Annotated in this window: 24 protein-coding genes; 9 read left to right on the forward strand and 15 right to left on the reverse strand. The window is 50.2% G+C overall.

Annotated features, from left to right (window positions below):
• The first annotated feature begins 119 nt into the window (after positions 1-119).
• Together KNP84_RS13990 and KNP84_RS13995 are read left to right on the forward strand one after the other, a co-directional pair.
• Positions 120-968, forward strand: a complete 849-nt coding sequence (locus tag KNP84_RS13990; protein WP_215115017.1) for an ABC transporter ATP-binding protein — start codon at positions 120-122, stop codon at positions 966-968.
• Positions 965-1,672 carry an ABC transporter permease gene (locus KNP84_RS13995; RefSeq protein WP_215115018.1) on the forward strand — a complete coding sequence of 236 codons (708 nt, stop codon included), beginning with the start codon at positions 965-967 and terminating at the stop codon, positions 1,670-1,672. Before KNP84_RS13990 ends, KNP84_RS13995 begins: the two co-directional genes overlap by 4 nt.
• Before the next feature lie 80 nt (positions 1,673-1,752).
• Here the strand turns inward: KNP84_RS13995 and KNP84_RS14000 are convergent, their stop codons facing one another.
• The 5 genes from KNP84_RS14000 to groES form a co-directional block, all read right to left on the reverse strand.
• Complete coding sequence (locus KNP84_RS14000; protein WP_215115019.1) at positions 1,753-2,109, reverse strand: hypothetical protein; 357 nt, start codon at positions 2,107-2,109, stop codon at positions 1,753-1,755.
• 65 nt (positions 2,110-2,174) lie between these two features.
• Positions 2,175-2,567: a hypothetical protein gene (locus tag KNP84_RS14005; protein WP_215115020.1), complete on the reverse strand. Its 393-nt coding sequence runs from the start codon at positions 2,565-2,567 to the stop codon at positions 2,175-2,177.
• Between the two features lie 19 nt (positions 2,568-2,586).
• On the reverse strand, positions 2,587-3,618 hold the full coding sequence (locus KNP84_RS14010; protein WP_215115021.1) for a hypothetical protein: 1,032 nt from the start codon (positions 3,616-3,618) through the stop codon (positions 2,587-2,589).
• A gap of 279 nt (positions 3,619-3,897) precedes the next feature.
• On the reverse strand, positions 3,898-5,538 hold the full coding sequence (groL, locus tag KNP84_RS14015; RefSeq protein ID WP_021065364.1) for a chaperonin GroEL: 1,641 nt from the start codon (positions 5,536-5,538) through the stop codon (positions 3,898-3,900).
• Between the two features lie 42 nt (positions 5,539-5,580).
• The gene (gene groES / locus KNP84_RS14020) at positions 5,581-5,865 is read right to left on the reverse strand and encodes a co-chaperone GroES (RefSeq protein ID WP_021065365.1); all 285 of its coding nucleotides are present in this window, start codon (positions 5,863-5,865) and stop codon (positions 5,581-5,583) included.
• A 258-nt stretch (positions 5,866-6,123) separates the two neighbouring features.
• On the opposite strand from groES, the gene KNP84_RS14025 reads away from it, so the two are divergent.
• From KNP84_RS14025 to KNP84_RS14040, 4 genes are all read left to right on the forward strand, one after another.
• Entirely contained in the window at positions 6,124-6,774 is a 651-nt protein-coding gene (locus KNP84_RS14025; RefSeq protein WP_215115022.1) for a CPBP family intramembrane glutamic endopeptidase, read from the forward strand.
• A gap of 16 nt (positions 6,775-6,790) precedes the next feature.
• On the forward strand, positions 6,791-7,000 hold the full coding sequence (locus KNP84_RS14030) for a YdiK family protein (protein ID WP_131472784.1): 210 nt from the start codon (positions 6,791-6,793) through the stop codon (positions 6,998-7,000).
• A 129-nt stretch (positions 7,001-7,129) separates the two neighbouring features.
• Positions 7,130-7,561, forward strand: coding sequence for a hypothetical protein (locus tag KNP84_RS14035; RefSeq protein ID WP_214756781.1), 432 nt, complete (start codon positions 7,130-7,132; stop codon positions 7,559-7,561).
• A 92-nt stretch (positions 7,562-7,653) separates the two neighbouring features.
• Complete coding sequence (locus tag KNP84_RS14040; protein WP_215115023.1) at positions 7,654-7,932, forward strand: putative periplasmic lipoprotein; 279 nt, start codon at positions 7,654-7,656, stop codon at positions 7,930-7,932.
• Between the two features lie 33 nt (positions 7,933-7,965).
• On the opposite strand, the gene bsh is transcribed toward KNP84_RS14040, so the two are convergent.
• The 3 genes from bsh to KNP84_RS14055 form a co-directional block, all read right to left on the reverse strand.
• Entirely contained in the window at positions 7,966-8,940 is a 975-nt protein-coding gene (bsh, locus tag KNP84_RS14045; RefSeq protein ID WP_215115024.1) for a choloylglycine hydrolase, read from the reverse strand.
• A 118-nt stretch (positions 8,941-9,058) separates the two neighbouring features.
• Positions 9,059-9,439 carry a hypothetical protein gene (locus KNP84_RS14050; RefSeq protein WP_215115025.1) on the reverse strand — a complete coding sequence of 127 codons (381 nt, stop codon included), beginning with the start codon at positions 9,437-9,439 and terminating at the stop codon, positions 9,059-9,061.
• A 20-nt stretch (positions 9,440-9,459) separates the two neighbouring features.
• On the reverse strand, positions 9,460-9,618 hold the full coding sequence (locus tag KNP84_RS14055) for a hypothetical protein (RefSeq protein ID WP_214799891.1): 159 nt from the start codon (positions 9,616-9,618) through the stop codon (positions 9,460-9,462).
• Positions 9,619-9,736: 118 nt separating this feature from the next.
• Between KNP84_RS14055 and KNP84_RS14060 the strand changes: the two genes are divergently transcribed.
• Positions 9,737-10,096: a TM2 domain-containing protein gene (locus tag KNP84_RS14060; protein ID WP_035385696.1), complete on the forward strand. Its 360-nt coding sequence runs from the start codon at positions 9,737-9,739 to the stop codon at positions 10,094-10,096.
• 40 nt (positions 10,097-10,136) lie between these two features.
• Here KNP84_RS14060 and KNP84_RS14065 read toward each other — a convergent pair whose 3' ends face one another.
• From KNP84_RS14065 to KNP84_RS14085, 5 genes are all read right to left on the reverse strand, one after another.
• Complete coding sequence (locus KNP84_RS14065) at positions 10,137-10,721, reverse strand: NADPH-dependent F420 reductase (protein ID WP_214764640.1); 585 nt, start codon at positions 10,719-10,721, stop codon at positions 10,137-10,139.
• 16 nt (positions 10,722-10,737) lie between these two features.
• Complete coding sequence (locus KNP84_RS14070; RefSeq protein ID WP_021065377.1) at positions 10,738-11,211, reverse strand: hypothetical protein; 474 nt, start codon at positions 11,209-11,211, stop codon at positions 10,738-10,740.
• A 90-nt stretch (positions 11,212-11,301) separates the two neighbouring features.
• Positions 11,302-12,114 (reverse strand): ABC transporter ATP-binding protein, encoded by an 813-nt coding sequence (locus KNP84_RS14075; protein ID WP_215115026.1) that lies wholly within the window; start codon positions 12,112-12,114, stop codon positions 11,302-11,304.
• Positions 12,111-13,157: a FecCD family ABC transporter permease gene (locus KNP84_RS14080; protein WP_215115027.1), complete on the reverse strand. Its 1,047-nt coding sequence runs from the start codon at positions 13,155-13,157 to the stop codon at positions 12,111-12,113. Before KNP84_RS14080 ends, KNP84_RS14075 begins: the two co-directional genes overlap by 4 nt.
• Complete coding sequence (locus KNP84_RS14085) at positions 13,154-14,134, reverse strand: FecCD family ABC transporter permease (RefSeq protein WP_215115028.1); 981 nt, start codon at positions 14,132-14,134, stop codon at positions 13,154-13,156. Before KNP84_RS14085 ends, KNP84_RS14080 begins: the two co-directional genes overlap by 4 nt.
• A 125-nt stretch (positions 14,135-14,259) precedes the next feature.
• On the opposite strand from KNP84_RS14085, the gene KNP84_RS14090 reads away from it, so the two are divergent.
• Together KNP84_RS14090 and KNP84_RS14095 are read left to right on the forward strand one after the other, a co-directional pair.
• On the forward strand, positions 14,260-15,195 hold the full coding sequence (locus tag KNP84_RS14090) for an ABC transporter substrate-binding protein (protein ID WP_215115029.1): 936 nt from the start codon (positions 14,260-14,262) through the stop codon (positions 15,193-15,195).
• Between the two features lie 84 nt (positions 15,196-15,279).
• Positions 15,280-15,462, forward strand: a complete 183-nt coding sequence (locus KNP84_RS14095) for a PspC domain-containing protein (RefSeq protein WP_058765577.1) — start codon at positions 15,280-15,282, stop codon at positions 15,460-15,462.
• 31 nt (positions 15,463-15,493) lie between these two features.
• Here KNP84_RS14095 and KNP84_RS14100 read toward each other — a convergent pair whose 3' ends face one another.
• Both KNP84_RS14100 and KNP84_RS14105 read right to left on the reverse strand, forming a co-directional pair.
• Positions 15,494-16,840 (reverse strand): FAD-dependent oxidoreductase, encoded by a 1,347-nt coding sequence (locus KNP84_RS14100; RefSeq protein ID WP_214716541.1) that lies wholly within the window; start codon positions 16,838-16,840, stop codon positions 15,494-15,496.
• A 192-nt stretch (positions 16,841-17,032) separates the two neighbouring features.
• The gene (locus KNP84_RS14105) at positions 17,033-17,326 is read right to left on the reverse strand and encodes a YesK family protein (RefSeq protein WP_058765573.1); all 294 of its coding nucleotides are present in this window, start codon (positions 17,324-17,326) and stop codon (positions 17,033-17,035) included.
• Positions 17,327-17,374 lie beyond the last annotated feature (48 nt).

Raw genomic sequence — 17,374 nt, forward strand, 5'->3', positions numbered from 1 at the left:
CGCCCGATTCGCTCCACTCAGTCCTCAAGAAGCGCCATTTATGGCCATTCTAATGCACCCGCCTCTTCCTCTCGATATGATGTAACCAGGAAATACGACATCAACAAGGAGGAACGAGAATGGACTCAATCATTCAAGTGAACGGATTAAAAAAGCTATTCGGCAATGAAGAGGCGTTACGCAACGTGACGTTTTCTGTCGGCAAGGGAGAAGTGTTCGGCTTCCTCGGACCAAGTGGATCTGGGAAGACGACGACCATCAAAATCTTGACGTCCCAACTCGCGCAGACGTCAGGAGACGCCACCGTGTTCGGTGTCCCAGTCTCAGAGTTGAAACAAGAACAGTATCGGAAACGGATTGGTGTGTTGACCGATAACAGCGGCCTATACACGCGCCTCTCCATCGAAGAGAACTTACAACTTTACTGCGACCTATACGACGAACCACGCACACGCATCGATGATGTGCTCCAGACGGTAAACTTGGCCGGGGAACGCAAAAAACGCATCTCCGCCTTATCACGTGGGATGCTGCAACGGGTGACACTGGCCCGGGCGTTATTACATGAACCGGAACTGTTGTTTTTAGATGAGCCGACGTCGGCGCTCGACCCGGTCAACTCGCGCCACATTTATAAAGGCATCGAACGGCTGAAGGCAAAAGGGACGACCATCTTCTTGACGACGCACGACATGAACGAGGCAGAGGAACTGTGCGACCGCGTTGCCTTCTTACATCAAGGGGAAATTCAATTGCTCGACGCTCCGAAACGATTGCGCCGGAAATATGCGAACGGCTCGATGCGCGTCGAACTGCATGACGGGGAAACGGTTGAATTGAAGCAAGGAAAAGATGGGGCGGACTGGCTTCATGAACAGATGCGTGATCAAAACATCGCGGCCATCCATTCGAACGAACCGACGCTCGGGGATATCTTTATCGAAGTAACGGGGAGGAAATTATCATGACATTTTCAATGAAACGGGCACTCGCCATTTTCCAGAAAGACTATAAAGACTTGTCGCGGAACTTATTCGTCTCCTCGACGTTGATCATGCCGCTGTTCTTCGCCGTCTTCTATTCACAGCTCGGCGGAGGAGGCATCGACGTGACGTACTTCGTCATCAATATCACGTTCAGCCTCGTTGCAACGTTCGTCCAGTGTGCCTTAATCGCCGAAGAGAAAGAGAAGAACACACTCCGTGGGCTGATGTTATCGCCGGCGAGCACGCTCGACATCTTGCTCGGAAAGAGTGCGCTCACGTTCGTGACGACGCTCATCCTCATCGCGGCGTGTGCCTTTATCATGGGATACAGCCCTGCGAACCTGCTCGTTATCTCACTCGCATTGATCGTCTCGACGTTCTTTTATATCGGGATCGGGACGATTCTCGGATTGATGACGAAGACGGTCATGGAAGCTTCGCTCATCGTCATGCCGGCGTTTTTCTTCTTCTCGTTCTCACCGATGTTGTTGGTGTACGAGGACCGTTTCTCTATCATCGGTTTACTCGAATATTTGCCGAACATCGTCTTGATCGACCTCGCGCATCAAATCGAGGCGGGTGCTGGACTCGGCTCTACATGGGTGGAGCTTGCGATTCTGTCTGCCTGGGCGCTCATTGTGTTCGTTGGAAGTATTGTGATGTATAACCGGAAACAGACGGATTGATTTAAATAAGGTGTCGCTATGATTTTAAAAGCGACACCTTTTATGACTTTTTATTTTTATCGAATTATCTATTAGGTAAATTACGTCATAGAACTTTGAATAAAATCTGCCCATTTTTGATAAGCTGAGATTAGCTCTGGTGTTTTATTAACAGTATCAATAACATTCTTGGTCTGCTCTAAGAAAATTTTCAATATACCATTTTTAGGCTCATCTAAACTTACTTCTTCTGTGGCAGCATGGATAACTTCTTCTAGCTCCTGTTTTTGTTCCTGCTGTAATTCTATCCCGTTTAATGAATCAAGTAATTCCTTAGTTAAATCTTCTAAGTCTAATTTTTGACTGCTAGTTAAAAGTTGGTTTGCTCCATGACCTACATTTTGATTAGAGCCTTCTATATGAGATTGAAAATTAAAAATCCCTTTATTGTCTACCATAAAAACGTAGACCCCCCTCCCCATATTAGTGAATGATTCTATGTCATCTAAATCGCGAGTACTATTTAAATTAACATTAGGTCTTTCAAACGACTCACTCGATTCTCTTTTTTTTTTAAAGAATCCGCCTTGAACTCATCCTCAAAAGAGAAAACGAGCTTGAATTTAGTCACTTCAAATTCGTTCTCATGACAGAAGCACTCAAAATTATCATCTACTTCTTCGTCTATCAAAAACGTACGCAATTTATGATTAGATGGACAAAGTGCAACCTTTTGAGCTATGATTTCATCTCCATTTCTTTTCATAAGTAACTCTAATACTTTACTATAATAAGAGCTGTCTAATCCAAGAGTATCTAAAACATTCTCAACTGTGAATTGCATAATAGGAGGAGATTGCGATGCCCAAGATTCCAGTAATTGATTAAACTTTGATACTGACACTTTTGCTTGCATATCTACTCCTCCTTAGGTTTTATTTAATATCCAGCTTCATTTGTTGTTCCATTGAGGCAGGCGCTACTTGACTTTCTGCTGCTAATACCTCTTCAACTACTACTTTAACCGCAATTTCATCTCCTGATAAATCTTCAGTACCGTGATTTGTGACCCTTAGTAAAGCTTCTTTTACGTGGTTAATAACCGCCTCACTTACCTCTTCTTTAAATTTAAAGAATCCTTCTTCAATATTCACATGGAGATAGACATCAAATTGAATATTGGTACACGGGTCTGTAAATTCGAACATAGCTTCTTGATCCATAGTATCGGTTGTAGGTAAACCAATACTTTCAAAGGCTTTTTTTATAGCTGTTAGAGTGTCATCCTTATTCAAATCTATTCCTTTAATACCGTTAAACCTGACACTTCCAACCGTAGTAGGTAAGGCAATATGAGAAGAAATAATACCTGCTGATAATATTTTACAAAATGCTTCAGCAGTTTCTTTCGTCATCTTAGGAACAGAAAAAGCCTCGTATGGTTTTGCAAAACCCATTAATGACATAATATGATTTTTATATTTATCTACTTCAGATTTAGCGCATCGAACTTCAATTAATTCGTTTTGAAAATCTAAAGCCGCCGATATTATATGAGGATATTTTACTGTTTCGTAGTCCCACTCGTTTTTTTTAATAGTCTCTTTTCCAATTACAAATTTCAAGTAAACTGTAGAATCAACATGCTTTACTGCACAAATCTTTATGTTGTCCGTAAGCGTTGGCTGCCATGTCTTATTAATCTGGTTGTAATGAATAATTCCTTCATCAATTAATTTTTGCATAAATAACTCTGGCGTTTTCACTGTATCTGGAAAGCTATTTTCGGGTTTTAATAAAGTGATATATTTACTCGCAAACTGAAATATTTCTTCTAAATACATAAGGTCACTTTTATGATTTGTCTCTAAATCTACAATAACTTCTGCAACATCTCTACCAAAATATTTAATTTTGTTGGTCTTCGCTAATTTATTAATATATTTTTTAGGAATTTTGTATGACATTTTACGCCTCCAAAAACAGTCTTCGGTATCCACTATGTTATTAGAAATAATATCCTATTTAATTACTATATACAATATATAGATTAAAAACACTATTTAATTACCAATATTTACATATATAATCTAAAATAGACATATTAAAAGTAATATTGGAGAATTTCATTTATACAATATGGATATAAAGATAATTATGTATGCTTAATAAATACCAACTAGACAAAAAAGCAAAGCCATTTATTAGCTATAGCTAATAAATGGCTTTGCGCGAAGGGAGTGGGTTTACATCATGCCGCCCATTCCACCCATGCCGCCCATATCAGGCATGCCGCCGCCAGCGCCTGCTGGTTCTGGCTTGTCTGCGATGACCGCTTCTGTCGTGAGGAACATGGCTGAGACGGATGCTGCGTTTTGAAGTGCTGAGCGCGTCACTTTCGCCGGATCGACGATACCGTGTGCGATCATGTCGACGTACTCGCCCGTCGCGGCGTTGTAGCCAATGCCGACCGATTCGTTCTTGAGCTTCTCGACGATGACCGAACCTTCTTCACCAGCGTTTTCCGCGATTTGACGGACCGGTGCTTCGAGGGCACGGAGGACGAGTTTCACACCTGTCGCTTCATCCGCTGTCACTTCTGCAAGCAACGCACGAACGGCTGGGATGACGTTGATGAACGCCGTACCACCACCGGCGACGATCCCTTCTTCGACGGCTGCGCGTGTCGCGTTGAGCGCGTCTTCGATGCGGAGCTTACGTTCTTTGAGCTCTGTCTCTGTCGCTGCGCCGACTTTGACGACGGCTACGCCGCCTGCGAGTTTCGCGAGACGCTCTTGGAGTTTCTCACGATCGAAGTCAGATGATGTCTCTTCGATTTGGTTGCGAATCGTTTGAACGCGTGCTTTGATCGTGGCTTCGTCTCCAGCACCTTCGACAATCGTTGTCGTGTCTTTCGTGACGACGACTTTCGATGCGCGTCCGAGCTGTTGGAGTGATGCCGACTTGAGCTCGAGACCGAGGTCTTCGGTGATGACTTGGCCGCCTGTGAGCGTCGCGAGGTCTTCGAGCATCGCTTTACGACGGTCCCCGAATCCTGGTGCCTTGACTGCGACCGCGTTGAACGTACCACGGAGCTTGTTCAAGACGAGTGTCGCGAGTGCATCGCCTTCGATGTCTTCAGCGACGATGAGGATTGGCTTCCCTTGTTGCACGACTTGCTCGAGCACTGGGATGATTTCTTGGATGTTCGAGATTTTCTTATCGGTGATCAAGATGAACGGGTTGTCGAGCACCGCTTCCATCTTGTCTGAATCTGAGATCATGTATGGTGACAAGTAACCACGGTCGAACTGCATGCCTTCAACGACGTCGAGTTCTGTCGTGAAGCCGCGTGATTCTTCAATCGTGATAACACCGTCGTTACCGACGCGTTCCATCGCTTCCGCGATCAACTCGCCGACTTCTTCGTCCGCTGCCGAGATGGCCGCGACTTGGGCGATCGCTTCTTTCGACTCGATCGGTTTCGAGATGAGCTTGAGCTCTTCAAGTGAACGACGAACCGCTTTGTCGATTCCTTTACGAAGGATCATCGGGTTCGCGCCCGCTGTCACGTTTTTGAGACCTTCACGAATCATCGCTTGAGCGAGGACTGTCGCCGTTGTCGTACCGTCCCCTGCGACTTCGTTCGTCTTCGACGCGACTTCGGCAACGAGCTTCGCGCCCATGTTTTCGAAGTGGTCTTCGAGTTCGATTTCTTTCGCGATCGTCACACCGTCATTCGTGATGAGCGGTGAGCCGAACTTCTTCTCGAGGACGACGTTGCGTCCTTTCGGTCCGATTGTGACTTTTACCGCGTCAGCGAGTGCGTCGACACCGCGAAGCATCGCGTGACGTGCGTCTTCTGAGAATTTGATTTCTTTTGCCATTGTTCATTTCCCCCTAGAAAAGTTTTTGAAGAATGGTGAGTCTTAGCCTACGATTGCAAGAATGTCGCTCTCTCGAACGATTAAGTATTCTTTGCCTTCATGCTTCACTTCGGTACCCGCGTACTTCGAGTAGATGACCAAATCATTTTCTTTGACGTCGAGCGCGATTCGCTCACCTTGGTCCGTGACGCGGCCTGTACCGACTGCGAGGACGCGTCCTTGTTGCGGCTTTTCTTTCGCCGTGTCAGGAAGCACGATGCCTCCGATCGTCTTTTCTTCTTTCTCCACGACTTCGATGATGACGCGATCGCCTAGTGGTTTTAACATAGAAAAAACCTCCTCCGAATATGAATGATGTATCGTTGAATCGTAAGTTTTAGCACTCATCAAAAAGGAGTGCTAACATTGATTAGTGTAGTATGAGACGCCTGAAAATGCAAGCGGGAACATCGAAAAAATGCTCCCACTCGCGGTCAAGAGACCTTATTTGATACAATGGTCAAAAGGAACGTTGACTCTTAGGAATAAGGACGTGTTGAATTGGCTACACTAAACTCAAACCAATCGATAAATACCCGTTTTTCGATGGCGCCTAACATTCGGATTCGGCATATCATCCCGATTCTGCTATACGCGTTTGTTCAATTCTTTCCAGTATTGATTAGCGGAGTGCGACCAGAATGGATCACGCCGACGGCGACCGGTCTCTGGTTCGCCATCGGGTTCAGCTTGACGATCGTCATCTCGGTCTTCTTGCTCTGGCCTGACTTAAAGTTGTATAAACAACAGGGCATCCAGTCGAACTTGAACGACACGGTCAAATGGATCGGACTCGGGATTCTCATGCAATATGGGCTCGTCATCGTCGCCAACTTGATTGAGACGTGGATCTCCGGTGACGTCATGGGGTCACAGAACACCGAGCAAATTGCGGATATCGTCCGTCTCGTCCCAGTCATGACGCTCTCGGTCGTCTTGCTCGGACCAATTATGGAAGAGATTCTGTTCCGTCACATCTTGTTCGGCAACTTGAGCGCCCGCTTCGGGTTCTGGATTGCGTTTGCGGTCAGCTCGCTCTTGTTCGCGCTCATCCACGGTGACAACAAGATTCTCGTTTACGTGGCGATGAGCTTCGCCTTCACGGTCGCTTATGCCAAGACGCGTCGCTTGATCGTGCCGATCGCGATTCACGCGTTCAACAACGCGCTCGTCATGGTCGTATTATTCTTAATGTAGAAATGAGGTGGCATTGATGCCGCGACACTTAAAAGTTATGTTTTTGTTCAGTCTCTCTTTCGGGATTCTGTTCACTGTCCTCGCCTACTACTCGGTACAAGAGTACGGCTTCAGCTTCTGGACGTACTTCATCATCGCCGTAGCCGCGTATGACTTCTTCAAGGTATATCAGATTTTGACGCTCGCTCGAAAAGCGAAAAAAGAAAACAACGATAAATCGGCCTAACGAAAAGACCAAGCGCGCAGCTTGGTCTTTTCTTATGGATCACTTTCTCCAAAACAAAGGGTTCAAGATTGTAAAATAAAGGTATTAAACATTTAGGATAGTATAAAAATGGTAAAGGGAGCTGGTGGTATGTTCAAGAAGATGATGAATAACGTAGCGGTCACAGTCCCACTCGAGGCGTCCAAACTTCAATCGTTCATAAGTCCAAAAATCCCCGAGCTGTCGGATGTGACCGTCGAGATCACAAACGGACAATTGATTTTAGCAGGGTCAAAGAAAGTCGGGGTCGCTTTCTTCTCGAAAGATGTTCGGATGAAACTGACATTGGTGCCAAAAGAGATTCACGGGCGGAAAATTGTGTTCACTGTCGTAAAGGTCGAGCCGACGGATAAAGAAATCTTCAACGACAAGTTTTTAAACCACTCGCCTTATATCACTTACGATGCTCGAACACTGACGCTCGACTTGAGTGCGATCGGCCCGCTCCAAAAAGTGAAAGTAGGCAACATCAAGTCACTTGCGTTAGAAGAAGGACGTGTCGTGTTAGTCATCGGTGCATGACCACCCTCTCTGACTCATCCTGGCTCTCTTTTGAAAAAGATATCAATCTGCGGTATATTTGATAGGTTAACTATCAAACAAGGAGAGATACGATGAAGAAAGCATTTCTCGCGCTGGTCGCTTCCCTATTTCTTGTCGCCTGCTCAAACGAAGACGACCTGTCTACATACGAAGAGTATGGCGTGCTCGAGGAAACGATTGAAATCGAGCAGTATGAACCGAAAGTCGAGACGGACAACGACGGCAACCGCGTCATCTTATTCTATGAAGGTGAACGCGTCGCTTATAAGAGCGTCTACGTGAAAGACGAGCGTCATTTGAAAATCATCAGCACGGACGATGAGGCCCCGCTCTATAACGACATACTGTAAAACACAGCCCCTTTCGCGCGAAGAGGGCTGTTCTCAATTCTCATAATGAATTTGTTGTTGGTGTTGTAGGCGATACGTGATCAATTGCTCGCTGTCTAACGGTTCATGGAACAGCGACACAGCCGTGATTCGGTTGTTGCCATACGTCCGATAATAATAGATGCCGTCGTCGACGTTACAACATGACGAATAGATCGTGTACTCATACGTCCCATCCTCGGCCTCGTTCAAGCCCCGCGTTTGCATCACCGTATCCAACAGCTTGAAAAATTGACCGACACCTGACGCCTCGGTCGGTTCGCAGACCGAGTTGAAAGTAGCGAACGTTGCCCGGACGAAACGCGACGTCGACGATAAGTCACCTGGCAAGCCTTGCCCGCCTAATCCGAGACAATAGGCATCGAGGTTCAATGTCGGCGCGAACGTATTGGCCGGCAGTTTCGTCGAGACGTGCCGATAATCATTCAGATTGAACAGCTGATACTCGAACGACGGATTGTTCGTCAAGACGCCGACTGGATTGTCGTACACACGCAACCCGTCCGCCATCGGCTCGACGACAACCGAGGTATCACTGTCGGCGATGATCCAGTGCAGCGGATGAAGCGGGAGCGCGTCACTGAAGTTGAGATTGATCAGCTGAATCGTCGCCAGTCGCTCTTTCACTTCCTCGATTGTCGCGCATTGTCCGAGGATCCACGGAATGAACTCGAATGGAGAGATGTTGTCTCTTCCGTCGACTTCCGGCTTGAATACGGCATTCCCTGGGAAGTTCAGCCCGGCCATGCTAAGCCCTTTTTCATTCGTCGCCTCGTAATAGAGCGGGTAGTCTTCCACGACGGTCGCCATTCCGATCATCGCGTAATGGTTCGCGTTCTCGCCCATCCGTCTGAAGTTGAATGGATAGTGTCGGGGCGTGATCGTCACTTGTTCGTGATAGGACACGTTCAGGTCTAAGTTTCTGCCGAAGTAGTGGGCGTGCGGAGCGTACGTGATTGCTGTACACATAACAAAACTCCTTCCGATCCAATGCAGACAATAACAGCACTCTTTGTCCTATTCACGTTTTCGTCTGACATCAACCATAAGAAAAAACGATGAGGCGTGTGCCACATCGTTCTTCATATTAATTCAGTTCGGTTTCGACCGTTGTGTCCGGCATGAAAAACCAAAGTCCCATCCCTTTTAATCCGAATACGAACGCCAACCCATAATACATGAGGGCTTCAAGCGAGTAGGTCAACGTATCCATGAAGAACGAGACGAAGAGTCCAATCATCAAGGCGACGATAACACCTCGTAACGCCAGTTCACTTGATTCGCGCCCGACGGCACGAGATGCTTCCTCACCAAGTGTCGCCGCGACGTCACGGCGCCACGCATAAAACAGAGTCGCAGCCAGCGCCAAAGTCATATCTGGCACGTTACCACCTAAGACATCCATGATGGTGAGCCCGAGCATAATGAACATCCCGAGTTTAAATGCATCTTCATTTGTATAGCTCACTCGAGGTTTCAAGAACTTGTTCATAGGACGATGAACCCCACCGTCAATAGACCATATACGAAACCGAGCACGATCATACTGATGGCGATCGATTTATATTGCGGATACTTATGTAAGACGACCGCTCCGGCGATCACGTGAATAAACGCGACGATGAACGTCACAATCGCAAAACCCATTCGGTTGTTCCTCGCTTCCAAAAATAAATAATAGAAAATCATGGGAATTCATCCGTTTCCCGGTACAATAAAGACTGCATTCATTATATCAATTTTTGGAAAGAAGGCACATCACATCATGAATTATTCACGTACCGATTTATCGACAGAGGAAATGCTCCTCGTCAACAGCGAAGTCGAGAAAAAGAAACGCAATCTCGTCGTCGCGTACTTGCTTTGGTTCTTCCTCGGCGGTTTCGGCGCACACCGTTTCTACTTTAAAAAGACAGGTAGCGCCCTTGGGATGCTAGCTCTTACGGTTGGTTCAATCATCCTTACCGTCGTCTTGATTGGTTTCGTTGGATTGTTCGTAGCAGGCATTTGGGCGCTCGTCGACGCGTTCCTCATGCCAGGCTGGCAACAACGCGAAGTCGAAGCAATCGAGCGCGAGACGATTGAATCGTTGAAGACTCGCTCTGAGCGTCAAGCTGCTTTTTAACGACCAAGACGGTCACGCCAACGCGTGACCGTCTTTTCTATTAAAAACTATTCTCTTTCAAGTAGAACGCAAAGTTCCGGTGCTTCCGTTCTTTCGTCGCGTAATGAATCCATAGCCACGCGAGCGACTCGAGCTCTCGCGCCAGTTTCAAGTGGCGGAGCGTATGGGCGTCGAAGCCGATCTTCGAGGCAAGGTCTTGAACGGCTCGGACCGACTCCTGCTCGTCACCAGCGATGAACATCATCGACATGTTCGGGTTCTCCAAGTTCTCGACACCGGTCTGATTGAACGCCTTGACGATACGGACGTGGGGGGCGAGTTCTTGCAGATGTTCGGCCCCCGATTTTCCTTCCGGTCGCTCGATCGAATCAAACTCTTTGGCAATCGGATTCGTCACATCGATGACGATTTTATCGTCCAAGTCCCGAAGTGATTGAATCAAATCAACGGCTGCCGCGAACGGTGTCGTCAATAAGAGGATTTGCGCATTCGATGCCACTTCCTGGAGCGACATCGTCCCTTCCCGTTCTGACCGTGTCCCGTACAACACGTCATAGCCGACATCCTCGAACTTGCGCCCGAGCGTCCGTCCGACTTTCCCTGCTCCTAAAATACCAATCTTCATGTAGTCCGACTCCCCTTCACAGTTCTTCGTCTGTCCGTGTCACCGTGCCACCCAGTTCCGCCGCCAGTCCATCGAGCACCGAGTGATCGAACTCTTCCCCAATCGCCATCACCCCGGTCTGTCCGGGCTCGATATTCCCGACCGTCCGCTTGAACGTCTCTTGAATGCTCTGGACGTGTTTCAAATCTTTCGTTCCTCCGATGAGTCCTCCCGTGAGCGTACCGAACAGAATCCCGAACGGTCCGCCGAGAATCCCGACGGCCATCCCGATGAGCGCGCCTTTGGTCGACTTGTTCGTCGGTGTCAGTTGAACGGCATCCTCGAACGAGAAGGCGCCATTGTCCTCACGCTTGATGATGACGAGTTGTTCGAACCCGACGAGTCCTTCGGCGTGATACTTTTTCAACTTGCTGAACGCTTGATACGAGATGGACTCCTCTGGAAACGTGAACGTGACGATATGGTACGGTTGTTTTTCCTTCTTGGCCATATGGGCTCCTCCTTTGACAGGACCAGGTGACACATCAGCTTTCTCTTACCACTTCCCCGGCTTCAGACGAAAAAAAACCTAGTCCGAGGACTAGGTCGTGGTTGGCCGTTTCTCATTCAACTCGTAATGCGAATATGGGATGCAGAGCGGCGTGCCGTAGAGCGGGTCTTCCGTCACGACGACTTTCAAACCGAAGACGTCCTGCATGAACGCCTCGTCGACGACATCGTTCGGACTACCCTGGCGATAGACGTTCCCACCGGCGAGTGCGATGACATGGTCGGCGTAGCGACAAGCGAGATGCAAGTCGTGGAGCACCATGATGATCGTCTTCCCTTCTAATCTGTTCAACCGGTACATCAAGTCGAGGATTTCAATTTGGTGCGACATGTCGAGATACGTCGTCGGCTCATCGAGGAGAATCGTTTCCGACTCTTGCGCCAGGGCGAGCGCGATCCAGACGCGTTGCTTCTGCCCACCCGATAAGTTGCTGACGAGCGTGTCCCGGAGCGAGACCGTGTCCGTGAAGGCGAGCGCCCGCTCGACGGCTCGTTCGTCGTCTTCCGAGTAGCGCTTGAAAAACGTCTGATACGGATAACGGCCGAAACGGACGAGCTGTTCGACGGTCAATCCGTCTGGCGCGACGTTCACTTGCGGCATGAACGCCATGAGCCGGGCCGCCTCTTTCGCCCGATATGTCTCGAGCGGCTTATCGCGGAAGGCGATGGCCCCGCCTAACGCGTCCCGTTGCCTGGCGAGCGTCGACAAGAGCGTCGACTTGCCGCATCCGTTCGCCCCCAACAGCACGGTGATTTTGCCGTGGGGAATCGAGAACGTTAAGTCGTCGAGCACAATCTTCTGTTCATAGCCGATGGCGACCTGGTGTAAATCAAATGTATTCATCTCATGCTTCCTTTCATCATCCGGCGAAGTAAATAGAAGAAGTACGGCGCACCGATCACGGCCGTCATGACACCGGTTCGCAGTTCATACGGATAAAAGATTGTTCGGGCGAGCACGTCCGCCAAGACGACAATCGTCGCCCCGACGAGTAACGTTGCCCAAATGTACGGTAACTTCAAACCTTGGCGGGCGATGTGCGGGGCCATCAGTCCGACGAAGCCAATCGCTCCGACGAAAGCGACCCCGATTCCGGCAAGAAGACACGATAAAAGCAAAGTCCCACGCTGTGTCCCGCGGACCGGCACGCCGATGCTCGTCGCGACCGCCTCGCTAATGTGGAGCGGGCGGACGTGTCGTTCAATCAAGAAGGCAGCGAGCAAGAACAGGATCGCGAGCGGCACCATGATTTTCAGTTGATTCCATGTCGCCGCATAGACCGTACCGGTGAGCCATTGCTGGATATCGTTCTTTCGGTAGACGTTCGAGGCGAGCATCATGAACTGGACGATTCCTTGCGAGAAGATGCTGATCCCAATCCCAATCAACGCGAGTCGGACCGGCGGGACGCCCCGTTTCAATAGATAAAACAAGAACGCACCAACCGTGAGTGCACCGACGAACGAGGCGAACGGGATATAAGCGAGCGGGACGGACAGTTGGTTCGTCCGCTCATCCGTGAAGACAGTGAAGAACGTCGCCGTCGCCACCCCGGCCCCACCGACGATACCGAAAATCTCCGGCGAGGCGAGTTCATTTTTAATGGTGAGCTGTAAGAGGTGTCCACTGACTGCGAGACATGCCCCGGCCGTGATGGCCATGAGGACGCGTGGCATCCGAAACTCGAACACGACGAGCTCGGCGAACGCGTCACCCGAACCGAGGAAGAGCGCCCCGAGCGACCATGGGGTCAAAAACGTGTCGCCGATGGCGAGTCCCAAATAGAAGGCGATGAACAGACTGGTAAGGAGCGCGACCGCGAGTACGATCTCCCGCTTCCGGAGCGTGAACGAGAACGGGCCTTTTCGAAAACTGTATGATTTCATGATTTAAAGACTCCTTGTCTAGCGCTGACGAGATAGATGAAGAAGGCGCCTCCGATGACGGCGAGCACGACGCCTACCGTCACTTCCCGCGGGAACAGGACGAGCCGTCCGAAGATGTCGGCCGATAGGAGCAACACACTCCCGAGGAGCGCACTCCCCGCGAGCCGGGCAAAGAACGCCGTGCCGAACATGTAGCGCGCGAGGTGGGGTGCCAACAAGCCGACAAAGGCGATCGGTCCAGCGAGCGCGACCCCGAACGCCGACAAGACGACGGCGAGCGTGACGGCGACGAATTTGATGACACCGACGTTTTGACCGAGTGACCGGGCGACCTGGTCACCGAGCGACAGCGTTTCAAGCTCTTTACTGATGAGGAGGACACAAAGGCTCGCGACAACCATCCATGGCAACAACGTCGTGACGAGTTCAAGCGAGCGACCGGCAACCGATCCCGTCAACCAGAACAACACTTCATCGAGCGCGCCTTCCTCGTACGCAATAATCGACTGCGTGAACGAGCTGAACAGCGCCGCAAGTGACGCCCCAGCGAGTGTCATGTACATGACGTTGCCCCCATTTGCGCTGAGGAGATAGACGATGACACCGGCGATAAAGGCTCCAACGAGCGCGGCCGATGTGAACGAGGCGATGCTACTGAAACCGAACAGCGTCACGAGGACAATCGCCAGGCTCGCACCCGCATTGACCGCCAAAATGTCCGGTGACGCGAGCGGATTGCGGGTCACGAGTTGGAACAGCAACCCGGCGAGTCCGAGCACGCTGCCGACGAGGAGCGCGACGACGGTGCGCGGGATACGGTTATCCTCCAGCGCAATCATCGCTTGTGACGACATATCGCTTCCGAGCGCGAGCACGTCTTGATGGCTGACCGGGATGACCCCGACCCGTAGACTGATATAACTCAAGATAGGTAACGCGATGATCAAGGCGAATAGTTTGATCCATGGTTTCATCATTCACTCACTTCTTTCCTCTCCTACCATAGCAAAATCTCGCTGTCAGAAAAAGGGGTTGACAGTGAGAATCATTATCACTTATAGTCAGGGAGGAAATCTTACAAATCAGAGGAGACTTTATACATATGAAAAAGTTTGTGTTAGCACTACTCACGCTCTGCCTCACGATCGTCCTCGCTGCTTGCGGCGGATCGGAAGAGACGAGCGACTCAAACGAGTCAACAGAAACAGAGACGCGCACGGTCGAGCACGCTATGGGAACGGCTGAAGTACCAGTCGAACCAAAACGTGTCGTCGTCTTGACGAACGAAGGGACCGAAGCGCTCATCGCCCTTGGCGTCAAACAAGTCGGTGCCGTCAAATCATGGAACGGTGACCCGTGGTACCCGCACATCGAATCAGAGATGACAGATGTGACTGAAGTCGGAACGGAGAGCGAGGTCAACCTCGAGGCGATTGCAAAACTCGAGCCGGATCTCATCATCGGGACGAAGCTCCGCCAAGAGAACATCTATGACAAGTTGAACGCCATCGCACCGACGGTTATGTCGGAGACGCTCAAAGGCGACTGGCAAGAAAACTTCGCCCTCTATGCGAACGCCCTCAACCTTGAAGACAAAGGGAACGACGTCTTGGCTGACTACGAGCAGCACGTCGAAGACACGAAAGCCGAGCTCGGCGACGCTGTGAACAAAGAGCTTTCGGTCGTACGCTTCCTTCCTGGCGCGTCACGCATCTATTTCACGGACAGCTTCTCAGGCGTCATCTTGGGCGATCTCGGCATCAAACGCCCGGCGTCACAAGACCGTACCGAATTCGCTGAAGAAATCACGATGGAACGCATCCCAGAGATGGATGGCGACCATATCGTCTACTTCACGTACGGTGGAGCAGATGGATCGAAGACAGCCGAAGAGTGGCAGTCAAACCAGCTTTGGAAAGACCTCGACGCCGTCAAGGCCGGCGAAGTGACCGAAGTGAGCGACGACACGTGGAACACATCAGGCGGCGTCTTGTCAGCCAACGAAGTGCTAGACGAACTCGTCACCATCTTGAAATAAGCGAAAGCGCGCCAAATCGGCGCGCTTTTTGTTGTCTTCATATGGTAAAATTTTCATATCACAGTTGAGATAGGAGCCACGCTTATGCAACGTCCGCTTCGAAAATCTGCCACGAACCGCTCACTCTCGGGTGTGTGTGGCGGCATCGCTGAATACTTTGACTTGTCCCCGCTCGGCGTTCGTCTGCTTTTTTTAATCGTACCAGGGAACGTCCTCATCTACATGATTCTCGCCAACTCGATGAAGGACGCCCCACGCTATCTATAAAAAACTCGGAAGCCGCGGCTCCCGAGTTTTTTTATGCGTTGACTTTATCTTTCATCGCCGCGAGCGCCCCACTGTTGATGAAGTGCCATGGCTTGTTGTAGTGCGGTTGGAAGAAGAAGTCGACATAGGCGAGCTCTTCAACCGTCATCTCGTTTTGGATGGCGAGCGACAACGTGTTGACCGCTTGCGTCATGTCCGCTTTCGAGAGGACTTGTCCTCCGACGACGCGGTGTGTGCCGACTTCATAGACGAGTTTGAACTGAACCGGTTCAGCCGTCGGCATGAACTCCGGACGGTACGCGTCTTCAATCACAACACTCTCAACGTCGAGGCCGAACAGTCCAGCTGCTTCTTCTGTAAGTCCAGACGAGGCAATGTTCCAATCGTAGAGACGGAGACCTGACGTTCCTTGCGTCCCTTGATAACGGACACGCGGTGCGATCAAGTTCTCAGCGACGAGCGTTCCCATGCGGACGGCGTTCGTCGCGAGCGGGATGTAGGCATGTGTGCGCGCCGGGTTGTAATAGACGGCACAGCTGTCACCAGCCGCGAAGACGTCCGGGTTGCTCGTGCGCATATACTCGTCGACGATGATGGCGCCGTTGCCGAGCATGTCGACTTGGCCTTGAAGGAGTCCCGTGTTCGGGCGGAAGCCGACACAGAGGATGACGAGGTCGGCCTCGAACTCACCTTTATCGGTCACGACGTGTGTGACGTTCCCTTCAGTTCCACGGAATGCTTCGACCGTCTGGCCGAGCTCGAGGTCGATGCCGCGTGACGTCATGTCTGCCTCGAGTTGGTCTGTGAACGACTTGTCGAGGTACTTGTTCAAGATACGGTCGGCGCTATCGATGAACGTGACGTGTTTGCCGTACACTTCGAACGCCTCGACGAGCTCGACACCGATATAGCCGGCACCGATGACGGCGATGTTCGTCGCGTCTTTTGCCCGCTCGATGATGCGTTGGGCGTGGCCATAGTTTTTGCAGAGCTCAATCCCAGTCATCTCGATGCCAGGAAGTGTCGGGACGATCGGCCATGAACCAGTCGTGACGATCAAACGGTCGAACGTGTCATAGACGTCTTCTCCCGTGTCGAGGTTTTTCGCATGGACCGTCTTCGCTTCCGTATCGATGTTCAACACGTCGTGCTTCATGCGCATCGTCGCGCCGAGTTCTTCGAGTTCGGTCGGTGATGCATAGAAGAGCTCTTCCGCACGTTTGACGACACCACCGACGTGGAGGGCGATCCCACACGAGAGGAAGCTGACGTTATCGTTGCGCTCATATACCGTGATGTCGAGATTGTCGTGCTTGGCGAGTAATCCTTTGACGGCTGCTGTTCCTGCGTGTGTACATCCGATGACTGCGATTTTCATATGGTTGTCTCTCCTTTGAGGTGTGGGCAAGTTAGTGTTTGTGATAAATATCACATTTACTTTCTGAACTTAGTGTACTATTTCACAAGAAGGTTTGACAATCCCTTTGCTCACTTTTTCACGTAATTATGTCTAAAGTTTGAACGGCTGATGTGACAACAAAAAAAACGCTCCGCAACCGGAACGGTTCATTCATGAATGGGTCGTGCGTCTTGCTTTAAACCAGTGGTAAGTGACGACGCTGATATAGGTGAGGAGGCCGATCACGTACAGACTGAAGCCAATCAAAATCCAGCCCAGCGCGTCCCAACCACGGACGAAGACGAGTCCGATGATACACGATACGTACCCCACGACGAGCAATGTCAACGAGAAGGCGAGTCTCCGCTTGAATCGCGACTTCAGAAAGTTCAGCACGGCAATCAACAAAATTGTCGTCAACACGCCGATGATGATGAGTTCATCCCCGTAGTACTCCCAAGCCATCGCTTCTCCCCCTGACCTATTGTTTGATTGGCTCCATCGTATCACGTC

Source organism: Exiguobacterium sp. s70 (genome assembly GCF_018618315.1).
Lineage (GTDB): Bacteria > Bacillota > Bacilli > Exiguobacteriales > Exiguobacteriaceae > Exiguobacterium > Exiguobacterium chiriqhucha.